Below are 22,067 nucleotides of genomic sequence, written 5' to 3'. Positions count from 1 at the left end.
CACCGCAAATCCCCTGTAGGAGTGAGCCTGCTCGCGATAGCGGTGTGTCAGTCGACCTTTTTTTTGCTGACACACCGCTATCGCGAGCAGGCTCACTCCTACAAGGGATCGGTGGTGCCGCAGATGTTGTGAGCAACCCGGATCAATGCTGCTGCCGGCTCAAACACTCCAGCAAACACCCCGGATCCAGCACCTCGTCATTCACATAAATCCCGCGCTCGGCATCGTACGTGCGAATAAACACCCGCACCGTCGCATCCGCCACCGTCGGCAGCTGTGAATCGTAGAACTCATGGTCACCCGGAATCACCACAAAATCCTGCGGCGCCGTATCGTCGTAAGGCTCGGGCGGCGTGGAACCCAGTGAATACGGAGCAGGGTGGGCGAAGGGCTGGTTGGGCCCGTAATAATTGAAATTGCTGTCCAGCGCTTGCGCCTGAGTGGCAGCGAGCAGACAGCCGGTCAACAACAGCCGATCGAGCATTAGCATGGCGGCACCTGCGAGTGCGGTTTTCCCCAAGGCTATTAACTATAGCTGCCCGACATTCAAACAACCGGGTGATTGATCGCATGCCCCGGCTGTGCGCAGGCCTTGAGGACATAGCCGATTGCGCGAAGAAACTCTTCGTTATCCCCGTCTGCAAGAACCTGGGACAGGTATTCGCTGATGGCTTCGTCACTGTCCAGCAATGCTGCCACGTCGAAAATCGTTAACGTCTGGCTCATGGTTAAACCTCCTTAGCCATTTTTTGTGCGCGTCGGATGTCTGCGCTTTGTGAGGATATCCATGTGAGCAGAGTTGAATAGTCAGCCGTGTCCTCTATCTGTTTTGATAATTCGCCGACACTTGTAGGCATGAACACTCAGATATGTAGGAGCTGCCGCAGGCTGCGATCTTTTTTGATCTTGACCTTTAAAAAACAAGATCAAAAGATCGCAGCCTGCGGCAGCTCCTACACGAATTGGCTTACAAGTTTGCAACAACCGCAATTGCCGGGCTGATCTAGACTCGGATCCGCTCAATCACGAGCATCGTCCGGAGTGCGCCATGGAAGTGCCCAATAATAAAACCGCCATCGACAGCAATCGACAGGCGTGGAACGATTCCGCTCGCCATCACCAGGATTCGCCTGATTGGCAGGCCTTGCTCGGCGAAGTCGCGCAGGCGGATTTCTCTTGCCTTGATGAGACGTTGAGCGGGTTGCTGGAGGTCGATGGCAAGGATGTGATTCAACTGGGCTGCAACAACGGCCGCGAGAGTCTCTCCCTGTTTGCGCTCGGTGCCAGAAGCGTGGTCGGTGTCGATCAGTCGTCGGCGTTTCTCGAACAGGCGCGTGAGCTGAACAAGCGTTCACCGCATAACGCCGAGTTCATCGAAACCGATATTCATCACCTGCCAGCGTCTTTGCAGAACCGGTTTGACGTGGCACTGATCACCATTGGTGTTTTGAACTGGATGCCGGACATCGGTGAGTTTTTCGGCCATGTTGCTTCAACGCTGAAACCGGGTGGGAAACTGGTTATCTATGAAACCCATCCATTTCTGGAGATGGTCGATCCCGACGCAGAGGATCCGTATCGCCTCGCCAGTTCGTACTTCCGCGCCGAGCCGTTTGTGCAGGAAGAACCGATTGTCTACGTCGGCAAGGTTGAACAGCAGGCGGCGAAGTCGTATTGGTTTGTGCATACGCTGGGGGCGATTTTCAGCGGTGCCATTGCGGCAGGGCTGAACATTGCGCACTTCCGGGAGTACGCGCATTCGAATCGGGAAGAGGTGTATGACCAGTATCTGAATCGGGATGCGCAGATGCCGATGTGCTTTACCCTCGTCGCCACCAAGGCCTGATTGATCGGTGCGGCTGCCGGCCTCTTCGCGAGCAGGCTCGCTCCTACATTTGAAATGCGATCCCGTGTAGGAGTGAGCCTGCTCGCGATGGCGGCATCAAAACCGCCACAAATATCCCGACTGAATCAAGCCTGCGCCGCCACCGTCACTGCCGGTCTTTCCGGCTTGCGCAGCGCCTCCAGCCTTGAATCGCTGTAGTTCGATTCGCGGAAGAAACGCCAGTGCCCGAACAGGTCGTAAACATGCGTGATATGCCCTTGTTCCTGATAGCCCAGGCGAATATGCATCTTCAGGGCCTGTACATTCGCGTTGTCGCAGATATCCACGACTTTTTTAAAGCCTCGGGCAGACATGACTTGCCAAAGTGCGGTCTGTGCATCGACGGTCAAGCTACTGCCGAAATAGTGCCGGGTAATTTCGGCACCGAACTGGAAGTATTCACCGGGCTTGACCGGGAACGTGCAGCGGTAGAAGTGGCGGTCGTAATAGTCGCGAGTGCTGGCCCAGACGAACCCGACGGTGTGATCGTCCTCGTCCAGGTACATGTGCCCCGTATGCCCTTCAGCGGCCAGCTCGGCCATGGTCTCCACGCGGTCACCAAAGTACTTGCCGAATGCCTTGGCGTTGTCCTCGGTGATGTCGACTCTGCGCAAACCTTCACAGGGGCGCAGTTTGTTCGCGGCAATCGGCGTGACCAGGTCGCGCTCCATCCACAGCAATTCACGGTGAGCGAACACGTAACGTTTCCACAGCGCGCCAAGGGTGCGGCGCAGACCTTTTTGTTTGATGCGCAGAAGCAGATTTTCGATGACGCTCATGATGCCCTCCGAGGCGCTAGCCCAGGTGTGTTGGATGGTGTTGCCGGTTGAATTTCGGATGTGTTCGCCGCCGTCGAGTTGTCGGCACGCGGTGCGATCCATTTTTGCAGGGCCGGTTTGACGTGGTGCCAAAGGCGTAGTCCCAGGCCCAACAGCAGACCGCTCGGGCGCCATGAGTAGAAACTCCAGCGCCAGTGTTCCAGTTGCCCGGTCATGCGTTCGTGCAGTTGATGGCTGGAGTTTTCCAGGCTGACCCGCGACGCGTCGATCCAGCGCCAGTGCTCATCCAGCCCCCAACGAATCCATTCCTCCAGCAGCACCCGGCCGCTACCGAGGTCGGCGTACTGCGGCAAAAACGCCAGGTTGTAATCGTAGAGCCGGCCCTGTTCGAGCAGGCCGAGGCGATAGCTGATGCAGCGGCCGTTCAGCTCCAGCGTCACGACCCGAACCAGGCCTTGGGCGGCGAGGGCGGTGAAGGCGCTTTGCATCCACTGACGACTGCGTTCGGTGGCGAAAATCCCGACGCCCTCGTCACCTTTCCAGCTGACCGACTCGACTTCCTGCAGCGCTTCTAAAATCGTAGGCATCGACAGCGCATCGGGGGTGATTCGCCGTACTTGCGCACCGCATGCGGCAATCCGTTTGCGCGCCCGACGCAGCTTGTAGCGCGGGTCGCCGGAGATCTCCTGATGATCGGCATCGCTGATCAGATGCACCGGCACCCGGCAACTCAGGCGCCGTTCAGCCGTGGAACTGCGCGCCATCCATTCGGTGAGCGCACTTTCTTCACCGGCAGGTTCCGACAGTTCATTGAGTTGCAGCAGCGCATGGGGCAGATGCTTACGGATCAGCACCAGCGCCTTGTGCATGTCTTCGCTGCCGAGCAACGACAGCAGGGCCAGGCGATCGGCCATTGGATAACCCAAGTGATGCAAAACGCGAAACGGTACGCCAGCGAAGCGTTCGCGGCTGGCCACCAGTGGCAGGCACAGCAGCAATTGCTCGGCTTGCCAGCCGAGCAGAATGTGCAGGCGCTGATCCTCGCCCATGGCCTGCTCTGCCGCGCACAACCAGCCAAGGTTGTTGAACGGCGTGTGGTCAGCTACGCGCAGGCGTAGTGCTTCGTAGGCTGTTGCCGGGAAGTCGGTAGCGCACAGGGAGGTGCGCCATTCGAATCGCATCACCATGGGTTCAGGCCGCCGTTGCTGTGACAGGTGGACGGGAAGTTTTACCCAGCGCCGCCAGACGCGAGCCGCTGTAGCGGGTTTCGCGATAGAAGCGCCAGCGGCCGAACAGCGTGTAGATATTCATGATCCGCTGTTGTTCGGTATAGCCCATGCGCAGGTGCAGCTTGAGCGCCGGGACGTTGCTCGAGTCACAGACATCGACCACTTTGCGGCAGCCTTTCAAGGCCATGGCTTCCCACAGGCGCAGTTGCAGATCTACCGACAATTCGGTGCCCCAGTAGGCACGGGTCAGTTCGCCGCCGAACTCGAAAAATTCGCCGGGTTTAACCGGGAACCGGCAACGGTAGTAATGCCGATCGAAATAGTCGCGTGGCGTGCCCCAGATAAACGCCACGGCATCGCCGTTGTCGTCGATATGCATATGCCCGGTGTGACCGTCACTGGCCAGCTCGGCCATGACGCCGACGCGGTTGCCGAAGTAGCGAGTAAAGGCGCTGGCGTTGCTTTCGGTGATCTTCAGCATGCGCAGTGGCGGGTAGGGTTTGAGGCTGTGTGGCGGCACGGGGCTGACCAGATCGCGCTCCATCCACAGCAGTTCCTGATGGGCAAAAATGTACATTCTGCGGATCTTCGCCAAGGTCGCTCGCAGGCCTTTACGACGGATATGTCCGCAGAGTCTTCGCAATACATCCATGGTCTCTTCTCCTGTTAAGGGTCCCACGCACAGCAAAAGGCTCGCGGGGCAGAACATCGAAGGGCGGTTCATGAAGCGCTCCAGGTCAGGGCAAACAGGGTTTGCCCTGGTAATTCGAAACGTACCCGCCCGTTTTCGCAGGCAAACGGTATGTCGCGGCTGCGATTGTCAGCGCCGAAGAAACGCAAGGCGCTTTGGTTCAGCGGGCACTTGGCACCGCTCAGATCAATGCGTTGCAGGCGCGTGCCTTTGTTCACCCCGAGCAGTGCGCGCTGCTCGTCGCCGGCCATCGCCAGAACATCCACCTCAAAAGCGTCGTTATCCAGTTGCAGCACTTGCGGCAGCCAATGCCGGGCGATGAATTGCTGGGCAAGGCCCACCGGTTTGAGCTCGAAGCGACCATCGTCGTGTATGCGCACCATGCCCTTGCCGTAGGGCGGTTCGTCGGCCGCCTGAAACCAGTTGAGCATGCTCAGCAGGCCATCCTGAGAAGCATTGATGACCACCGACGCCCACCACAGCGCGGTGTAATGGGTTTCCTGATCGTAGGGGCTCAGGGCCGAGCCACTGGACAGATTGGTCTGATCCAGCAGCAATGCTTTGCGTGGCTGACCTTTAGCGTCCAGCCCCACCAGGTCTGCTGCGCGGCGCACGCTGTCGCGGTAGACCCGGGTGGCCAGCAAGTCGCGAATCATCCATTCATGCCAGGCCAATGCATCGACTTGATCGGCGGATTCACTGAGTAGACGCCGCGCCCAATCGATGCCGCGCTTGTCCGCTGCGTTTTCGGTGAACGGCCCATTGACCAGCCGCGAGCTGGCCGGCATTGCGATGCGCACGCCAGCCTTGGCGTTGGCCGGGTCGCTGCGCACCTGCCGCGCCATGCTGTTGAAGATCGCCCGGTATTGTTCGTAACTTGAATAGTTGAGATTAGGCTCGTCGGCGAAACCGATGTAATGCGTGCCTTTGCCACCGAGGGCGCGGGTGCCGGCGAGCCAGGCGTCGAGGCCGCTGTTGCTTTGTGCATCGGCGCGCAGATCGGCCTGACGTCCGGTGCCGGCGAGCAGGGTGATGTCCTGGCGAATGCCGAAGCGATTTTGATAAAGCTGACGGAACGCGTCTTCGAAATGTGGATTCTTCGCGGTGACGTCAACGAAGCTGTAGTAACTCGCTGCCCCCGGCCTCAGTGCATCAAGTAAGGCATGGCTGGCGGGTGGTGGCACGAGGTACGGCAGAGCAATGCCCAGATCCGGCGTGCGGCCGAGAATTTTATCGTGCAGGGTCAAATGCGTTTGCCCCGGATCTTCGCGCAAGGGCTGCAACTGCTGCGGATTTTGCGCAAACAGATTGGCTGTGCCGTCGAGCCAGAATGCCGCTTTGCCAGTGCCTCGCAGACGCAGGCGCCAGACTTGTTCCTGTTGGCTGACCGGCAGCGCGACTTGATCGAACTGCCAATAGGCACGATAGGGTTTCAGTGCCAGCGTCAGCGTTTGCTCATCGCCCACCCGCTGTGCCTGCAAACCGCTGACGCCGCCATGGAACTTGCCGGCCAGCACCGCGTGTTCACCGGGTGCGACTCTGAAATACAGCTCAGTGGCGTTACGTACTTCCGCGCTGAAATGCACCTTGGCCGGGGCGAACAGCGCCACGGTTTTTTCGTCATGTTCAATCCGGTAACTACGAAAGCTGTAGCCGGGAATTTCCAGTCGACTGCTGGCAGCCCCGGGCAGCAAAGTCCAGCTCTGCGAACCGCGAGTTTCGCTGGCTTTGATCAGCCGTTCGCCCTGCAGCTTGCCCTGACCATCGAGCAGATAAATATGCTCTTCATTAGCCTCGGCCTGCCATGCCGGCACCCATCGCACTGTCACGGTGTCCGGGCGATCCGCTTGCAGATACAAACTGCCGTCACGGATATCGCCCCACTGCATCGGCGCCGCGAAACCGTTCAGCGTCAGGCCGAGTCCGAACAGCAGGGCCAGGCGTTTCATGCTGTCTTCCGACGTTGCAGCATCAACCACATCGGGGTGATGTCGCTGGGCAGGATGATCAAGGTTTGCCAGAACGGCACGTTGCTCAAGCGGCAATAAAGCACCAGCATCGCCACCGTCACCGCCAGATAGGCGATTGATGAAGCCGCCGCTGCTCCGACAATGCCGTAGGCAGGAATCAACAGCAGATTCAGCGCCAGGTTGAACAGCGCGCCGATGCCCATCAGCAACGACACCGTGCCGGGGCGATCCTTGCCAATCAGATCCAGGCGCAGAATGCTCGCATAGCACAGGCCCAGCAGACCGGGCAGCAACGCGAGCAGCGCCGGATACGCCGGTTGGTAAGCGACGCCGAACAGGGTGACGATCAACCATTCGCCGATCACAGCCATGGTCAGGCAGGCGCCGAGCATCACCGTGGCGGTCAGGCGTAGGGCCAGCGGCGTGACCTTGTCCATGCCTTTGTCCTGTTGCAGCAGTCGCTTCATCAGTGGTGTGGTGACCGCCTCCGGAACGATCAGCAACAGTTCGGCGGCGGCACTGGCCATGGAGTAGTGGCCGAGCGCGGTACTGCCCAGCAGGGCGCCGATAAACAAGTAGTCGGAGCGCAGAATGATCTGTTGAAACAGCAGGTCCGGATGGCTGCGCGCACTGAAGCGCAGCAGCTCGTTCTGGCTCGCACGGTCCCATTGCAGTTGCAGCGGCTGTGCGCGTTTGAGCCACATCCAGCCGACCAGCACCACCAGGCTGATGCCGGCCAGCCAACTGATCAGCGCGGCTTCGAGTGCTGCCTCTTTCCACATCCAGAACAGCGCGACAAACAACAGCAGCGGCGCGAGGGATTCGATCAGACGCAGAACATTGAAGGCGACCACGCCGCCCGACGCGTTGTGCAAGGTCAGCAAGCCGCTTTTAAGCACGGTCAACGGCACCGCCAGCAGCAACAGCCACGCCAGCAGACCGAGCTGCATTGTCACATCGAGCTCGCTGCCGAACTCACGGGCCAGCGCGACCACCAGCAAGGTCAGCAGCCCGGCCAGAAGACAGCCGAACACCAACACCTGAGCGAGCAACACGCCCATCGGCCGCTGATTGGCCGCTTGATAACCGACTGCCGAATTCAAACCGCCGCTGGTAGCCGCGCTGATCAGATCCGGCAGAGTGCTGAGCAGGGCGAACAAACCGCGTTCACTCGGGCCGAGAATCCGCGCCAGCAACACATTGCGCAGCAGGCGCAAGGCAATCATTGCCAGTTTGGTGCCCATGCTCAGGGCCAGATGCTTGAGGTAGCTACCGCGACTCATGGCCGTGCCCCGCGATAAATGCGCCACGACAACAACGCCGGATTGCACGCGATGCGCTGACTGACGCCGAAGCGCGGCAGGTTCAGCGGGTCGCCTTCGCCGCGATAAATGCCGGTGCCGGTGCCGAGGGCGAACGGATAATCGTGATTGGCGATCTGCTCGCGCACGCGTTCATCGTTGTCGCCGTTGGGGTAGCAATACACCGGCAGTGGGCGGTTGCAGCCGTTGTACAAGGCATCGCGGCTGCGGCTGATTTCTTCGTTCAGGCGCTGATCATCCAGCCCGGTGAGGATGGCGTGGCTGGCACCGTGCGGGCCAAAGCGCACCAGACCGGAAGCCTCCAGCGCGCGCACTTGATGCCAGTCCAGCGCTTGCGGCTGTGATTCGGCTGGGCACTCATCGGTGAGTTTTTCCAGTTCCTGCGGGTCAAGCGTCTTCAATCCTTGGAGGAAATGCAGCAGCGCCAGGCTGCGGCGGTCGACATCGATGTCATCGAGCAATACCGGCAATGGGTGATGCATGAACTGCAGGCACTCGATCAAGTGCATCCGCGCTTTTTCACCGTGGCTGCCCCACAGGGTTTCGCCAAGGCTTTCCCACCAGAAACGCTGACGGCTGCCGATGAAATCGGTGGAGAGGAAAATGCTCGCCGGTACCTGATGCTTCTGCAACAGCGGGAAGGCGTTGACGGCGTTGTCGCGCCAGCCGTCATCAAAGGTCAGCGCCACCCGTGGGCGCTCGCTGCGCAGCGAATTGGGCTGGAGGATTTCCATCAGCGGCACGCAATCGAAATGCCGCCGCAGCCACAGCAGTAAATGCTCGAAGGCCTTGGGCCCGACGCACAGTTCATTGCGGTGCGGGAGGTTGGCGGCACGGTCGTTGGCCAGTACCCGGTGCAGCATCAGAATGACCCCCGCACCGTGCAACTGGTTGCGCCCCACAGACGAGTTGAGATAGAGCCAGCCGCTGGTGCGTTTTAGCAGTTGTTTGATCGCCATGGCATGAGTCCTCTCAACGATTCTGGTCAGGATTCCATTGTGCGTAGCGTTGCCCGCGCAGGAACTGCCACAGGCCGACGCTCATGCCGGCCAGCGTCACCAGCAGGAACGCCGCGAGGCGGAACGGTTTCGGTAAACGGTGTTGCGAATCCAGCAGGCCGGCGATGGCCACCGCGTAGCCGAGCAATTGCGCAACCAGGCTCAGGCGATAGAAACCGTGCTCGTTCCACAGCCAGAAATTGCTCAGCAGCAGCGGCAGCAAGAGAATCGGCGCGAGGCGGCGGATCAGTTTGTGACTGATCAACGCGATGGAATAAAGGCCGTACTTGAACGGATTCAGCAGTGCGCTGCGTTGTGCCAGGCTTTGCAGGCCACCGACGGTGACCCGCTGGCGGCGGCGCCATTGTTTGCCCGCTTCGTCGACGCCCTGGTCGATCACTTGCGCCTGGGGTACGTAAACGATGCGTTTGCGCGCGACCGGCGCGCAGGTACTGATGAAGAAGTCGTCGTTGACCTCGGCCGGTACGTTCTGGAACAGTTCGCGGCGCAAGGCGAGCAGGGCGCCGTCGGCGGAGACCATGCAGCCGGTGCGATTCTCGACCCGGCGCAACCAGCCTTCATAATGCCGATACAGGCTGTCACCAATACTCAGGCCGCCACCGGTGACCGGGATCACCATGTGCCCGGCGCAGGCACCGACCTGCGGATCGCTCAACGGCGCGAGCAAATGGCCGAGGGTGTCGCGCGACCATTGGTTATCGGCGTCGGTGAACACCAGAATATCGCCGCTGCTCACGGCGACGCCGGCATTCAGTGTGGCGGCTTTGCCCTGGCGCGGCAGGTCGAGGACGGTGATGCGCGGATCGATCACTTGGTGCGCGCAGGCCACGGTGTCATCGCTCGAACCGTCGCTGGCGAGAATGATCTGCAGCGTGGCGGGCTGATAATCCTGGGCCAGCAGGGTGCGCAACTTGTGCTCTATGTGCCGCGCCTCATTGTGCGCGGCGATGACGATGCTGACGTTAAGCGGCGGTGCTGGCACGTGCCGCCAGGCCGGGAACAGCGGCGCCAGCAAGGTCAGCAGCAGCGGATAGCCGATGTAGGCGTACGCCGGCAGCAGCAGGCACAGGCAAAAAATGAATTCAGCCACGGGCGGGCCTCCTGGCGTTCCAATGACACAGACTGAGAACAAGTGCCGCGCTGGGCAGGTGCAGACGTAACCAGTGCAGACCCCACAATTGCAAGGTGAGGCGAGCGTTGTGGTGCTTGATACTCTGCCGCACGCTGAGCATCAGACTCGGCAGCAGGGTCAGCACCAGCAGGATCACCGCGAGCTGCGCGAAGCCGGCGAGCAAGGCAACGATCAGTAGAAAATCCGTCATCCAGACCAGCAACGACAGCAGCGGAAAACGCAGCAGGCGCAGGCTCATGCCATGGGTGCGCAGCAACTGCAGGTGGCTGCCCTGGCGCCACAGCTCCTTGCCCATCCACTCGCGCCAGTTCATTTCGTAGCCCCAATGCAGGGCGATGCTGTTACGGGTCGACAGCAGCCGTGCGCCTTGTGTGTTCAGACGCAAGGTGTATTCCTTGTCTTCGCCGGTGCGCAGGGTTTCGTTGAATCCGCCGACGACGTCAAACCAGCGTTTGCGCATCAACAGGTTGGCGCTGGGCAGCCAGTCCACGGTGCGACTGGCGTGCGCTGATGGACGCAACATGCGCCGTTGCCAGGCGGTCGCGTACCACGGCGCGGCGGCGGGGGTATGCAGGTCCAAGCCAAAAATGTCGCCCTGATTCTGCGCTTCGAGAGCGAACAATTCGTTCAGCCAGTCTTCGGGCATTTCGATATCGGCATCAATGAACGCCAGCCATTCACCGCTGGCAACCGTTGCGCCACGATTGCGCAAAGCGCCGATCAGCAGGCCGGGCAGCACCAGCACCTGTGCGCCGAATGCGCGGGCGATCTGTGGTCCGTCATCAGTGGAACCGTTGTCGACGACGATCAGTTCACAGTCGATGTCGGCGGCGTTCGCGGCTTTGCGAGCGGCCAGGAGGGTGCGGCCGATGTGCCGTGCCTCGTTGTACATCGGAATGACGATGCTGATCCGGCTCATGCCTTGGTCCCCGTCAGCGGTGCTTGCTCGGCTTTCAGGCGCAGCACCCAGGTCAGCGCAAGCATGATCCACAGGTATTTCAGGTTCGGCGCGCTGAGAAACATCAGAAACAACGTCAACGACAGAAAACTCATTCCCAGATGGGTCATCAGGTCTGCTTGCTGCCATTCGCGGCGTTGCAGCCATTCGCGTCGTGCGCGGATCAGGTTGTAGAAACCCTGCACGAGCATGCCGACAAACAGCAGGCCGGCGGGAATCCCCAATTCGCTGAAAATCTCCAGATAAGTGTTATGCGCCCGACGATACAGATCGCCGATCTTGCGGTTGGCCGAGAACGCCTTGGCATAACCGGTGGTTGCATAGTGCAGCGGGAAGGTCCCGGGGCCCGAGCCGAGCAGCGGATGCTCGCGGATGATCTGGCTGCCGACGACAATGTACGAGGCGCGACGGCCGAGGGATTCATCCTGAGCCTTGGCCCCGGCGCTCAAGATACTCAGCGACTGGATGCGCGCCAGGTAACCGGCAGGCATCGCATAAATCGCCAATGGCAGCACGATGGCGGCACCGAGCATGGCGAATCCGAAATGCCGGGGACGGATGCGGGTAAGGTGCTGGCGGTAATGCCAGACACCGATCGCCAGACTCAATGCCAATACCACCAGCCCTGAGCGCGACTCCGTTTTGGTCATGCCGCCGAGCAGCAAAAGGCAGCAGCCGGCCCAGAACAAACGGTGCAGCAGGTTCGGGCTGCGAATCACCAGCAACAGGCCCAGCGGCACGGCGAAGGCGATCAGCAGAGCAAAGGCATTCGGGTCTTCGAGCAGGCCGGCAGCGCGGCCCTTGTCCTGGAATCGGCTGGAAAACATCGCCATCGCGCAGGTCGCGCTGACGCTGAGCGTGACCAGCCGGGCGAACATATCGAGGTTCAGCTCGCGGCCGATCAACAAAGTGATCACGAACAGAATCAGGCCCACGCTCAGCTCACGCAGATGACTCTGTGACATGCCCATATTGTCGGTGGCGAGCAGGCTCAGCAGGTACAGCGCCATGAAACCGATCAGGTAGCGCCACAGATTGCTGCGCAGGCGCTGCGATGGAATCTGATGCAATGCCAGTTGCAACGCCAGGATCAGCGCCAGCGAAGCACCGATCAGTTTGCTCCCGGATAACACGCTGTCCTTGAAGAATCCTTCAAACGGCACCAGCGCGGCAATGCCCAGCAGGCCCCAGGCCGGTTTGCGGTACAGCACCGTGAAACCCAACAGCCCCAACACCGCCCCCGGCGCCAGATACGGATAAGGACTGACCAGCAAAGCCATGCAGGCCAGTGCCAGCAGGCTGACGATCGAGAGCGGGAAAATCATGCGCGTGCCTCCCGTGCCGTGTGGATGTACAGCTGCGACCAGCGTTCAGCCAAAGCCTTGAGGTCGTAGCGTTCCTGTTGTGTGCGTCTGGCGTTGTCGCGTAGTTGTGCGGCCAGCTTCGGTTCGGCCAGCAACGTGTCGAGCTGACGGGCGAGGGCGGCGGTATCGATCGGGGCGGCGAGCAGGCCGTTGTGGCGGTCCTGCAAGACATCGGGAATACCGCCGACCGCGAATGCCACCACCGGCACACCGGCCTGCATCGCTTCAAGCAGAATCATCGGCGTACCCTCGGTGCGCGAGCTGATTACCAGCGCATCGAGTTGCTGCCACCAGCCTTGCATCGCCGTCTGATAGCCCGGCAAGCGAATCCGCTGTTGTAAACCGACCGCGTCGACACGCGCCTGCAAGGCCTCACGTTCCGGACCGTCGCCGAGCATCACGGCGTCCAGTTGCGGATGCTGGTGACACAACGCAATCAGCGCATCGAGAAACAGATCCGGGCCTTTCTCACTGCTCAATCGACCAACGTAACCGACCAGCCAGCGTTGTCGTTCCAGCGCCGGCGGCAGCACTGGCGCCGCTGGCAAACCGTTGGGAATCACCTGCAACTTCTCCGCACGGACGCCAGCCTGACGGTGCAGCACAGCGATGCTTTGCGCGACGCAGACCACCCGCTTCACCGAGGCCGTGCGGCACAGTTGCAGGCTTAGCCAGGTGTAGAACTTCTGCTTGCGACTGCGCGGGGTGAAACCGTGTTGAGTGATCACCAGCGGCAGGCGCAACACAGTGGCGCCGACCCAGCCGAACAGCAGCCCTTTGAAGTTGTGCGTGTTGAGCAACGGCTTGTCACCACGGCGTTGACGCAAGTGCCACAGCAGTCCACCGAGCCCGGCACAGCCGCGAGCGTCCACCCCGGCCTGGCGAAAGCGCTCGATCAGCTCTGGTGGCGCGTCGAGGAACAGCACCTGATGCTGCCCCGGCGTCGCCAGGCAATGATCCAGCAACATCCGTTCGGCGCCGTAGAAGCCGCCGCTGCTGAGCAAATGAATGATCGGCAGGGCGACGCACGGGGTGGACGCCGCGTTCAATTGCGCACCCAGTGAACCAGGCTCGGCACGGTCCAGTTCTTGTGCGGATTGCCCGGCTGCGACGTTTCTTCGTTGAGCACCAACAGCACCGGCAGGCCCAGTTCATGGCTGATTTGCGCCGGATGCTTGAAGCGGTGATCGAAGAACTCACGTACATAGACGAAGGCAATGGCCAGCAGCAGTCCGGTGAGCAGGCCGAACGGAATGATCAACATCGGCTTGGGAAACGCCGCCTCGGTCGGTTCATACGGCGGACTCAGGACACGAGCGTTGGACAAATCGTTATCCAGCGCGCGTGTCGTGCTGCTTTCGGCAAAGCGTTGCGCATAAGTTGAAAACGCTGCGTGCAATGCGCCGATCTCGGTGTCCATCTGGCGCAGCTTGCTTTGGGTTTGCTGCAATTGATGGATGCGATTCTTGAACTCGGCAATGCGCGCGGTTTTCTGCTCGATGACCTGGCTGACCACCGACAGGTCGATCGTGCGTTCCTGGATGCGGTTGTTGACCACTTTGAGGAACTGCTGGCGTGTGCGGGCAATTTGCTCGCGGGCCAGCAACATCGGTTCGCTGCTGGGCTGAAATATCGCCAGGTCGTTCATATAGCGGCTGACCTGAGTGGTCAGCGCCTCGCCCATCTGCCGGATCTCACGGTCTTCGAACGCGATGTTGTCTACCGTCGTGGTGAAGGTGAACGGAAAGGTGTAGTCGTTAAGCTTGTTGGTGTTGGCAGCGGCCAGGCTGGTTTTCAGGTAATCGAGCCAGCGCTGGCTTTGCAGCAAGCGATCGCGATACAGGTTGAGTGCCTGCTCTTCGGTGTTGATCGCGTTGAGGCGAAAGGTGATTTCCTCTTTCGGATCGGACGAACCGACGCTTTCCAGCAGGCTCAGCCGCGCGCCTTCCAGGCCATCGAGGCGGACCTGATATTGATGCTTCTTGGTCTCGTAGAACGAGTGCGGCAGTTCGATCGATTGCAACGCCTGACGATCGACCAGATAGTTGCGCAGCAGCGTGGCAACGAACGTCGTGCCTTGGGCGGGATCCGGGAAGCTGTAGACGATCGAGATGACATTGGAACCCGGCAGGGTTTCGATCTTCAGATTGTCGATGGCCTCCTGGGTCAAGCCATCCAGTGCCGTGTCGCGCACCGGATCGGTTTCCATGCCCAGTGCATCACGCAGCGGATTGATCACGTATTCGCGCAGCGGCGTGCTGACATAACGCTTGAACGGTTCAGCCAGTTTGCTGAGCATCCCCGGCGGCGGGTTGTACTGACCCTGATCGCGCAGTTCGCTGATGGTCTGACGAATCAGCGCCGGCGAACGGAGGATATTGCTTTCGGTCTCCATGTCCGCCAGCGATGGCGGAATGAAGGTGGCGTTGTCCTGGGTCAGCGAGGTCGTCGCATCGCCCTGGGAGAGTTTTTTCGACTGCACGATCACCTGCGCGGTGATATCGAAGCTCTGTTTGAGCAACAGCGGCAGCAACAGCGCGATCACTGCAAAGATCAGGAAGATGCGCTTCACCAGTTGCTTGTTGGCGAAGAAAATCCTGAAGAACTCGTGCAGGTAATTTTCTTTTGGGTTCATGTCGTTCACCTGAGAGTCAGTTGTCACTGCCTTTGTTGTCGACGCGGTAGCCGAAGCTGAACCCCACGCCCTGGAACAGCACCACATCGGCCAGTTGGCGGGCGAGTTCGCCGGCGCTGGCCAGTTTGGTTTTCGGTACGTAGAGCATGTCGTCCGGTTGCAGGTAGGCGATCTGTGGCGCATCGCCCGACAGTGCTTTCTCGACGTCGTAGTTCATGGCCTGCACCTGATTGCCGTTGCGCCGCATGATCACTACCGAATCGAGACGTGCCTTGACGTTGGTGCCGCGCGCCAGGGTCAGAGCCTCAAGCACCGACACCGGCCGGCGGATCGGGTACGAACCCGGTTGAGCGACTTCGCCGAGCACGTAGATCTCGTTGCCGGCGGTGGATTTCAGCAGCACATCCACAGTCATCCGTCCCGGCAGTTGTGCGTACTTGCTGTTGAGGAAGGTTTCCAGTTGATTGACGGTCATGCCTTGCAGCGGCACAGCGCCGATTTCCGGAAAACTCGCATAGCCATCGGTGCCGACGGTGATTTCGCGGCTCATGCCGGTGGCCGGGTGGTTCAGCGCACTTTTGAGGTTTTGCTCGTTACTCAGCGGGCTGAGAATCTGCACCGAGAGCTGATTGCGGTTGGGCTGGAACAGTTGCTTGCGTTGATAGGCGCGCTGGATTTCCTGCCGCGCCTCGTCGCTGGTCAGCCCGGCAATTTTCACCGAGGTGTTGGCGCCCGGCAGTTCGATGGTGCCGTCAGGCAGCACCAGTTGCGTGCCGTTGAGCTGACTGGCAGCGGTGAAGTTCAGGCCGATCTGGTCACCCGACTGCACGCGGTAAGCGTCCGAGCCGCTGGTGCTGATGTGGAAAATCACATCCAGCACATCTTTCGGGCGCAGGGTCTGCTCGACCCTCGGCATGTCGGTGGCTTGCGCATTGGCCGGGGCGGCGGTGAGGATATTCACCGGCATGTTGCGGGTGTCGGTATTGCTGGAGCAGCCTGCAAGCGGCAGCAACAGCAGGACAAGCATTTTGGCGTTCATGGCGTCATCCTTTGCGTTCGCTTACAGGTTTTTGTAAAGCCATTTGGGCATGTAGTACTTGCGCCGGTTGAACACGCTGCCGACCACTTTTGCCCCGGCCTGAGTCAGGCGTTGCACGGCGGCCTGGGCGACTTCCCAGCGGGTGTCTTCGGCGCGTACGACAAGCACCACGCCATCGACTTGCGTGCTGATGACCAGCGTGTCGGCGTCGGAGTACACCGCGTCGCCATCGATCACCACAAAGCGGTACTGGCTGCCCAATTGATCAAGCAACGGGCTCAGCCGCTCGGCGGTCAGGTGCTCCAGGGTGCGGATCGGCCGGCCGTTGGGCAGCACGTGGAACGGCAGGCTCGAGACCTGCACCACGCAGTCCTGCAACAGCGGCGGTTTGTCGGGGTTGAACAGCAAGTCGCGCAGGCCGCGTTCCTTGCTCAGGTTCAACTGCTGGGTGAGATTGCTCGCCGACTGACTGGCATCGACCAGCAGCACTTGGCCGCTGCTCATTTGTGCCAGTTGGCCGGCCAGCGCCAGCGCACTGGTGGTGGTGCCTGAGCCGGGGTTGGCGGCGGTCAGGAACAGGATCCGCAGATCAAGATCCAGCACGGTCGAGGTCAGGTTCGATTCGCTGGGGTTGGCAATGCTCAGGCTTTTGTTGGTTGAACCGTCCATTAGCTTGCTCCGTGGCCGCTGAATACTTTGAAGGGGGTTTTCAACAGAATCTTCAGATCAAGCAAAAGGCTCTGCTCGGCGATGTAGCTGAGGTCCAACTCAACGCGCTGGTCGAAGTCGATGTTGCTGCGCCCGGAGATCTGCCACAGGCCGGTCATGCCGGGGTAGATCGCCAGACGCGCGAGGTGATTGTCCTTGTAGCGGTAGGCGTTGAACGAGGTCGGACGCGGGCCGACCAGGCGCATGTCGCCGGTCACTACATTGATCAGGTTGGGCAGTTCATCGAGGCTGGTGCGCCGCAGAAAACCGCCGATGCGGGTGATGCGCGGGTCGTGGTCGATCTTGAAATCGATCGCGTCGGCACCGTGCTTGTTGAGGTGACGCAGTGACTCTTTCAACTCTTCGGCGTTGGCCACCATGGTGCGGAATTTGTACATGCCGAATTTGCGCCCGCGATAACCGGTGCGTTTCTGCACGAACATCACCGGGCCTTCGCTGGTGAATTTGATGGTCAGCGCCAGACCGATCAACAACGGCGAAATCAGCAGCAGAATCAGCAAGGCGCCGAGGCAGGCGACCACGCGATTGGTGCGTGACAGTTGCCATGGCCGACCGCCGTCGCGGCCCGTGAACCAGCCGCGACCCTGGCGGTGAATCGCCGCGTCGAGACGCATTCGGTGCTCGGGATCCACGCGCTTGTCGCGGCGCATTTCTAGGATCGGTACACCTTTCTCATGTCCAGTCATGGAGTCCTCCACATGAATTCAGCCGCGAACGGCGCGTGGGCGATAGGCAGTGGGGTAGTAGTCGCGGAACCAGGCGATAAAGCGCCCGAGTCCCTCATCCAGCTCTATCCGGGGCTGAAATCCGGTGGCCTGGGCCAGATCGCTGGCCTCGGCGCAAGTGTTGAGCACGTCGCCCGGTTGCAGCGGCAGCAACTCGACAATGGCGGTCTGACCGAGGTGTTTTTCCAGCAGCGCCAGATAGGTTTTCAGCTCGACCGGGTGCTGCCCACCGATATTGAACAGGCGCCACGGCGCCATGCTGCTGGCCGGGTCGGGCTGCTCGCGATCCCACTGCGGATTGACCTGCGGTGGCTGCTCGATGAGGCGGGCGATGCTTTCGATGATGTCGTCGATGTAGGTGAAGTCGCGCTGGTGCTCGCCATAATTGAACAGCTTCAGCGGCGTGCCTTCGCTGATCGCCCGGGCGAACTGGATCGGCGACATGTCTGGCCGGCCCCACGGCCCGTACACGGTGAAAAAGCGCAGGCCGGTGCAGGGAATGCCGAACAGATGGCTGTAACTGTGCGCCATCAGCTCGTTGGCTTTTTTAGTGGCGGCGTACAGCGACAGCGGATGATTGACGCCGTCCTTCACCGAATACGGCGTGTGCTGGTTGGCGCCGTAGACCGAACTCGACGAGGCGTAGATCAGGTGTTCGACCGGGTAATGCCGGCAGCTCTCGAGAATGTTGAGGAAACCGTTGAGGTTGCTGTCCAGATAGGCCCGTGGGTTGTCCAGCGAGTAACGCACCCCGGCTTGCGCGGCGAGGTGGATCACCACTTGTGGGCGTTCGCGGACAAACAGCGCTTCGATGGCCGGGGCATCGGCCAGGTCAACCGTCGCGAGCTGGAAATCGCCGGCCTGCTCACGCACCCACTGCACGCGGTCGTGCTTGAGTTGCGGGTCGTAGTAGCCGTTGAAGTTGTCCAGACCGACTACCGAGTGGCCGTCGCGCAGCAACCGCAACACGCAATGGGCACCAATGAAACCGGCCGCACCGGTGACCAGCACCTTCATGGCCGCAGCCCTTCTGGGGCAATGTGGCGCAGACCGATGCCGCTGTAATGCAGGCCGGCGGCCGCCACTTGTTCCGGGTTGTAGAGGTTGCGACCGTCGATGATGACCTTCGAGCGCAGCTTTTCGGCGAGCAACTCGAAATCGACCACGCGGAAGTTTTTCCACTCGGTGCAGATCACCAGCGCATCGGCGTCTTCCAGGGTGTCGTCGCGGGTGGCGCACAGGTGCAGGTCGTTGCGATAACCATAGATGCGCCGGCATTCGGACATGGCTTCCGGGTCGTAGGCCTGCACGCTGGCGCCTTCGGCCCACAGCGCATCCATCAGATAACGGCTAGGCGCTTCGCGCATGTCATCGGTATTCGGTTTGAACGCCAGGCCCCAAATCGCGATGGACTTGCCAGCCAGGCCTTGCGGGAACTGTGCTTTGAGTTTGCTGAACAGGATGTGCCGCTGCAGGTCGTTGACGTCGGTGACACTGCGCAGCAGTTTCAGCGGCATACCGTTGTGTTCGGCGGTGTGCAGCAGGGCACGCAGGTCCTTGGGAAAGCACGATCCACCAAAGCCGCAGCCCGGATAGATAAAGTGGTAACCGATGCGCGGATCAGAACCGATGCCTTTGCGCACCGCTTCGATGTCGGCACCCAGCAGTTCGGTGAGATTGGCCAACTCGTTCATGAAACTGATGCGGGTGGCGAGCATCGCGTTGGCGGCGTACTTGGTCAGCTCGGCGCTGCGGTTGTCCATGAACATGATTTTTTCGTGGTTGCGGCAGAACGGCGCGTACAACTCGCTCATCTGTTCGCGGGCTGCGTCATCGTGAGTGCCGACGATGATCCGGTCAGGGCGCATGCAGTCGGCGAGGGCGCTGCCTTCCTTGAGGAATTCCGGGTTGGACACTACCCGCACTTGCAGATCAGTCTTGCCGCGACGCAGCAATTCGCTGTTGGCGGTGGCCAACACCTGATCGGCCGTGCCCACTGGCACCGTGGATTTGATGATCAGGGTGCGGTCAGCTTCCATGTACGAAGCAATTTGCCGGGCGACGTTGAGCACGTGGCTGAGGTCGGCGGAGCCATCCTCATCGGCCGGGGTGCCGACGGCGATGAAAATCAGCTCGGCATGCTCGACGGCGTCGCTGGCCTGGGTGCTGAACAGCAGACGGCCGGCCTTGATGTTTTCCTCAAGCGTGCTGGATAAACCTGGCTCGCTAATTGGCGGCACTGCTTGTTGCAGTTGTTTAATTTTGTTGGGGTCAATGTCCACGCATAAAACGCGATGACCGACATCTGCAAGTGCGGCGGCTTGTATAAGTCCGACATAGCCAGTGCCAAATACGCTCACGTCCATCTGCGCACCTCAGTAACACCAAAAGTTAACTACGGAATGAGATAGTTAAAGGGGTATAGCGCAGCGTTTGAAAAGCGTGTCAGCAAAATGACATGTTGCATCTGTATAACACTTGAGCATTTTTTGGCGATTGGCCATCAAGTCATTGCTGCGATTGAATTTGTTGCTTTCGTGCAGATTTGTTCAGATTTCAAATATGCGATAAACGGTCGTAAGCCGCTAATTTAAAGGCTTGTAGCGTCTTGGCTGTGTCAGATTTGAGTCACCGTTTTTTTGACGCTTTCTATAAAAAACAGTCAATTCTTGCGCTTTGATGGCCGGATGCTAGTGTCAGGTTCTGACTGACAAACCTTTGACTCCCTGCCGTTTTGCCCGATCGGTATCGCCATGTTCAGATATGCCAAAGAATTGTTCTTAATTGTTTATTTGTTGATTTATTCCGAATATTACATTGATCGGTTAAATGCTATCGGCTTCGGTTTTGCTGTACTTCTTTTTGGCGCGATGTTTTTGGCGCTTACTTTTGCGTTATATCTAATGGCGTATATAAGGCAAACTCTCATTCGCCACGTGTTCGCATTGGCAATGTTTGTCTCGGCAGTGTTTTTCGATGTTTATACCCGGGTCACGGCGGACTACCTGACCTACAGCGGTTTCGTGTCATTGGTTTACTCCGGCGGTTTCATCCAGGAAGCGGCGTACCAGTACCGGGACGCGCTCTTGCGTGGCGTGCTCAGCGGTTTGCTGTTGCTGTTCGGCATCGGCCTGAAACCCCGCCACGGGCTGGCGATTCCCAACGCTTTGCGTGTGGCGGCGCCACTGTGTGGTGTGCTGCTGCTCAGTGCCGTGCTGTTTTTGCGTGCGGGTGAGGGTGCGCGGGGCCTGCCGATCATGTACACGCCGCTGGCCTATCTGAACCTGTTTGCCTATGAAGCGCTGCACAACACCGTCGGCCCGCGCGAACCAGTGACGCTGACGCGTAACACTCAAGCCGTCGATCACGACATCGTGCTGATCATCGACGAGAGCATCTCCGGCAATTATCTGGACATCAACGCGCCGTTCGGTGTGCACAGCAACCTCAAACAGGCGCGTCCCGGCGTCGATATCTTCAATTACGGCTACGCGGCGTCCATCGCCAATTGCAGCGCAGACACCAACGTAACCCTGCGCTACGGCGGCACCCGCGCTGATTACATGCGCATCAACAGCACGTTGCCGTCGATCTGGCAGTACGCAAAAAAGGCCGGTCTGCACACGGTGTACATCGACGCCCAGCGCACCGCCGGCAATCTGCAGAACCTGATGACCGAAACCGAGAAAAAGGACATCGACCAGTTCGTGCAATTCGACCAGACCAGCGTGCGCGATCGCGACATGGCGGCAGCGGCGAAGCTCATCGAATTGCTCAACGATGACAAACCAGAGCTGGTGGTGATCAACAAGGTCGGCGCGCACTTCCCGGTGCATGACAAATACCCGGATGCGTTCATGGCCTACCGCCCGACCTTGCCGCGCGGGCAGTTCACCGAGGTGGCCGATACCGGCGAACGCAACGGTTTCAATGGTCAGCCAGATGATTGGGTGCTGTATCGCAACGCCTACAAGAACACGGTGTTATGGAATGTCGGCGAGTTTTTCTCGCGGGTTTTCGCTCAGGGCAATCTGAATAACGCGTCGCTGATCTACACCTCCGATCACGGTCAGGATCTGCATGAGCGCGGCAATCCTGGATTGAATACCCATTGCGGCGGCGACCCGGTCGAGGAGGAAGGGCTGGTTCCGCTAGTGGTGATCCAGGGCAGCCAGTTGAAGACGCTGGACTGGTCGGCGCAACTGGCGGCGAACAAGGATCGCTCCAGCCACTACAACATCTTTCCGACGCTGTTGCAGTTGATGGGCTATGACCTGGCGGGGATCGAGGCTGTTTATGGCAAGCCACTGAGCGTGGCGACAGGCGATGAATTCACGTTTAACTACCGGTTTAATGCGCGGTTGGGGGCGAAGCCGGAGTGGAAGCATATTGATCTGGGCAGCATTGTCACGCCGACGCAAGCGCCGGCGAGTGTGGCGGCGGGGCAATGAGTTTTGGAGGGAATCCGCAGACCTCATCGCGAGCAGGCTCACTCCTACAGGGGAATGGATTCCAAAGGTAGGAGTGAGCCTGCTCGCGATGGCGGTGTGAGGTTCATTGAATTTTTGCGTTTGCTTCCGATCCCGCCAA

The 22,067-nt window shown here is 59.9% G+C and carries 20 protein-coding genes; 2 read left to right on the top strand and 18 right to left on the bottom strand.

The annotated features are described in order from the left end of the window. Positions 1-142: 142 nt before the first annotated feature. Positions 143-490, bottom strand: a complete 348-nt coding sequence (locus tag ACIPIZ_RS21870) for a hypothetical protein (RefSeq protein WP_401167373.1) — start codon at positions 488-490, stop codon at positions 143-145. A gap of 56 nt (positions 491-546) precedes the next feature. Continuing rightward, complete coding sequence (locus ACIPIZ_RS21865; protein ID WP_401167370.1) at positions 547-726, bottom strand: DNA-binding protein; 180 nt, start codon at positions 724-726, stop codon at positions 547-549. Between the two features lie 322 nt (positions 727-1,048). Between ACIPIZ_RS21865 and ACIPIZ_RS21860 the strand changes: the two genes are divergently transcribed. Continuing rightward, a complete protein-coding gene (locus ACIPIZ_RS21860; RefSeq protein ID WP_401167368.1) occupies positions 1,049-1,846 on the top strand; it encodes a class I SAM-dependent methyltransferase in 798 nt (265 codons plus the stop codon). 125 nt (positions 1,847-1,971) lie between these two features. Here ACIPIZ_RS21860 and ACIPIZ_RS21855 read toward each other — a convergent pair whose 3' ends face one another. From ACIPIZ_RS21855 to ACIPIZ_RS21780, 16 genes are all read right to left on the bottom strand, one after another. Then, positions 1,972-2,664 (bottom strand): N-acetyltransferase, encoded by a 693-nt coding sequence (locus tag ACIPIZ_RS21855; protein ID WP_122660410.1) that lies wholly within the window; start codon positions 2,662-2,664, stop codon positions 1,972-1,974. Continuing rightward, on the bottom strand, positions 2,661-3,851 hold the full coding sequence (locus tag ACIPIZ_RS21850) for a GNAT family N-acetyltransferase (RefSeq protein ID WP_105708827.1): 1,191 nt from the start codon (positions 3,849-3,851) through the stop codon (positions 2,661-2,663). Before ACIPIZ_RS21850 ends, ACIPIZ_RS21855 begins: the two co-directional genes overlap by 4 nt. Before the next feature lie 4 nt (positions 3,852-3,855). Continuing rightward, a complete protein-coding gene (locus ACIPIZ_RS21845; protein WP_105708826.1) occupies positions 3,856-4,545 on the bottom strand; it encodes a GNAT family N-acetyltransferase in 690 nt (229 codons plus the stop codon). Between the two features lie 68 nt (positions 4,546-4,613). Next, entirely contained in the window at positions 4,614-6,533 is a 1,920-nt protein-coding gene (locus ACIPIZ_RS21840; protein ID WP_401167364.1) for a hypothetical protein, read from the bottom strand. Beyond that, positions 6,530-7,837, bottom strand: a complete 1,308-nt coding sequence (locus ACIPIZ_RS21835; RefSeq protein WP_401167361.1) for an oligosaccharide flippase family protein — start codon at positions 7,835-7,837, stop codon at positions 6,530-6,532. Before ACIPIZ_RS21835 ends, ACIPIZ_RS21840 begins: the two co-directional genes overlap by 4 nt. Next, entirely contained in the window at positions 7,834-8,835 is a 1,002-nt protein-coding gene (locus ACIPIZ_RS21830; RefSeq protein ID WP_038369605.1) for a polysaccharide deacetylase family protein, read from the bottom strand. The genes ACIPIZ_RS21835 and ACIPIZ_RS21830 overlap by 4 nt, the downstream gene beginning before the upstream one ends. Before the next feature lie 13 nt (positions 8,836-8,848). Continuing rightward, positions 8,849-9,985: a glycosyltransferase gene (locus ACIPIZ_RS21825; RefSeq protein WP_401167358.1), complete on the bottom strand. Its 1,137-nt coding sequence runs from the start codon at positions 9,983-9,985 to the stop codon at positions 8,849-8,851. Next, a complete protein-coding gene (locus ACIPIZ_RS21820; protein ID WP_401167356.1) occupies positions 9,978-10,946 on the bottom strand; it encodes a glycosyltransferase in 969 nt (322 codons plus the stop codon). Before ACIPIZ_RS21820 ends, ACIPIZ_RS21825 begins: the two co-directional genes overlap by 8 nt. After that, positions 10,943-12,310: an O-antigen ligase family protein gene (locus tag ACIPIZ_RS21815; protein ID WP_401167353.1), complete on the bottom strand. Its 1,368-nt coding sequence runs from the start codon at positions 12,308-12,310 to the stop codon at positions 10,943-10,945. Before ACIPIZ_RS21815 ends, ACIPIZ_RS21820 begins: the two co-directional genes overlap by 4 nt. Continuing rightward, on the bottom strand, positions 12,307-13,398 hold the full coding sequence (locus tag ACIPIZ_RS21810) for a glycosyltransferase family 4 protein (protein ID WP_401167350.1): 1,092 nt from the start codon (positions 13,396-13,398) through the stop codon (positions 12,307-12,309). Before ACIPIZ_RS21810 ends, ACIPIZ_RS21815 begins: the two co-directional genes overlap by 4 nt. Further along, on the bottom strand, positions 13,395-14,984 hold the full coding sequence (locus ACIPIZ_RS21805) for a Wzz/FepE/Etk N-terminal domain-containing protein (protein WP_064392922.1): 1,590 nt from the start codon (positions 14,982-14,984) through the stop codon (positions 13,395-13,397). Before ACIPIZ_RS21805 ends, ACIPIZ_RS21810 begins: the two co-directional genes overlap by 4 nt. Positions 14,985-15,000: 16 nt before the next feature. After that, the gene (locus tag ACIPIZ_RS21800; protein WP_122660402.1) at positions 15,001-16,023 is read right to left on the bottom strand and encodes a polysaccharide biosynthesis/export family protein; all 1,023 of its coding nucleotides are present in this window, start codon (positions 16,021-16,023) and stop codon (positions 15,001-15,003) included. Positions 16,024-16,044: 21 nt separating this feature from the next. Beyond that, a complete protein-coding gene (locus tag ACIPIZ_RS21795; protein ID WP_105708818.1) occupies positions 16,045-16,692 on the bottom strand; it encodes a CpsD/CapB family tyrosine-protein kinase in 648 nt (215 codons plus the stop codon). Continuing rightward, complete coding sequence (locus ACIPIZ_RS21790) at positions 16,692-17,438, bottom strand: sugar transferase (protein WP_064392919.1); 747 nt, start codon at positions 17,436-17,438, stop codon at positions 16,692-16,694. The genes ACIPIZ_RS21795 and ACIPIZ_RS21790 overlap by 1 nt, the downstream gene beginning before the upstream one ends. Before the next feature lie 18 nt (positions 17,439-17,456). Continuing rightward, positions 17,457-18,494, bottom strand: a complete 1,038-nt coding sequence (locus tag ACIPIZ_RS21785) for an NAD-dependent epimerase (protein WP_401167345.1) — start codon at positions 18,492-18,494, stop codon at positions 17,457-17,459. Then, a complete protein-coding gene (locus ACIPIZ_RS21780) occupies positions 18,491-19,843 on the bottom strand; it encodes a UDP-glucose/GDP-mannose dehydrogenase family protein (RefSeq protein WP_064392917.1) in 1,353 nt (450 codons plus the stop codon). Before ACIPIZ_RS21780 ends, ACIPIZ_RS21785 begins: the two co-directional genes overlap by 4 nt. A 387-nt stretch (positions 19,844-20,230) precedes the next feature. Between ACIPIZ_RS21780 and ACIPIZ_RS21775 the strand changes: the two genes are divergently transcribed. Further along, positions 20,231-21,928 (top strand): sulfatase-like hydrolase/transferase, encoded by a 1,698-nt coding sequence (locus ACIPIZ_RS21775; RefSeq protein ID WP_401167341.1) that lies wholly within the window; start codon positions 20,231-20,233, stop codon positions 21,926-21,928. Positions 21,929-22,067: the final 139 nt, after the last annotated feature.

It is taken from the genome of Pseudomonas sp. NPDC087690, assembly GCF_044743175.1.
Taxonomy (GTDB): Bacteria; Pseudomonadota; Gammaproteobacteria; order Pseudomonadales; family Pseudomonadaceae; genus Aquipseudomonas.
The sequence above is the reverse complement of the archived record's forward strand: the minus strand, read 5'-3'. Positions and strand labels throughout refer to the sequence as shown.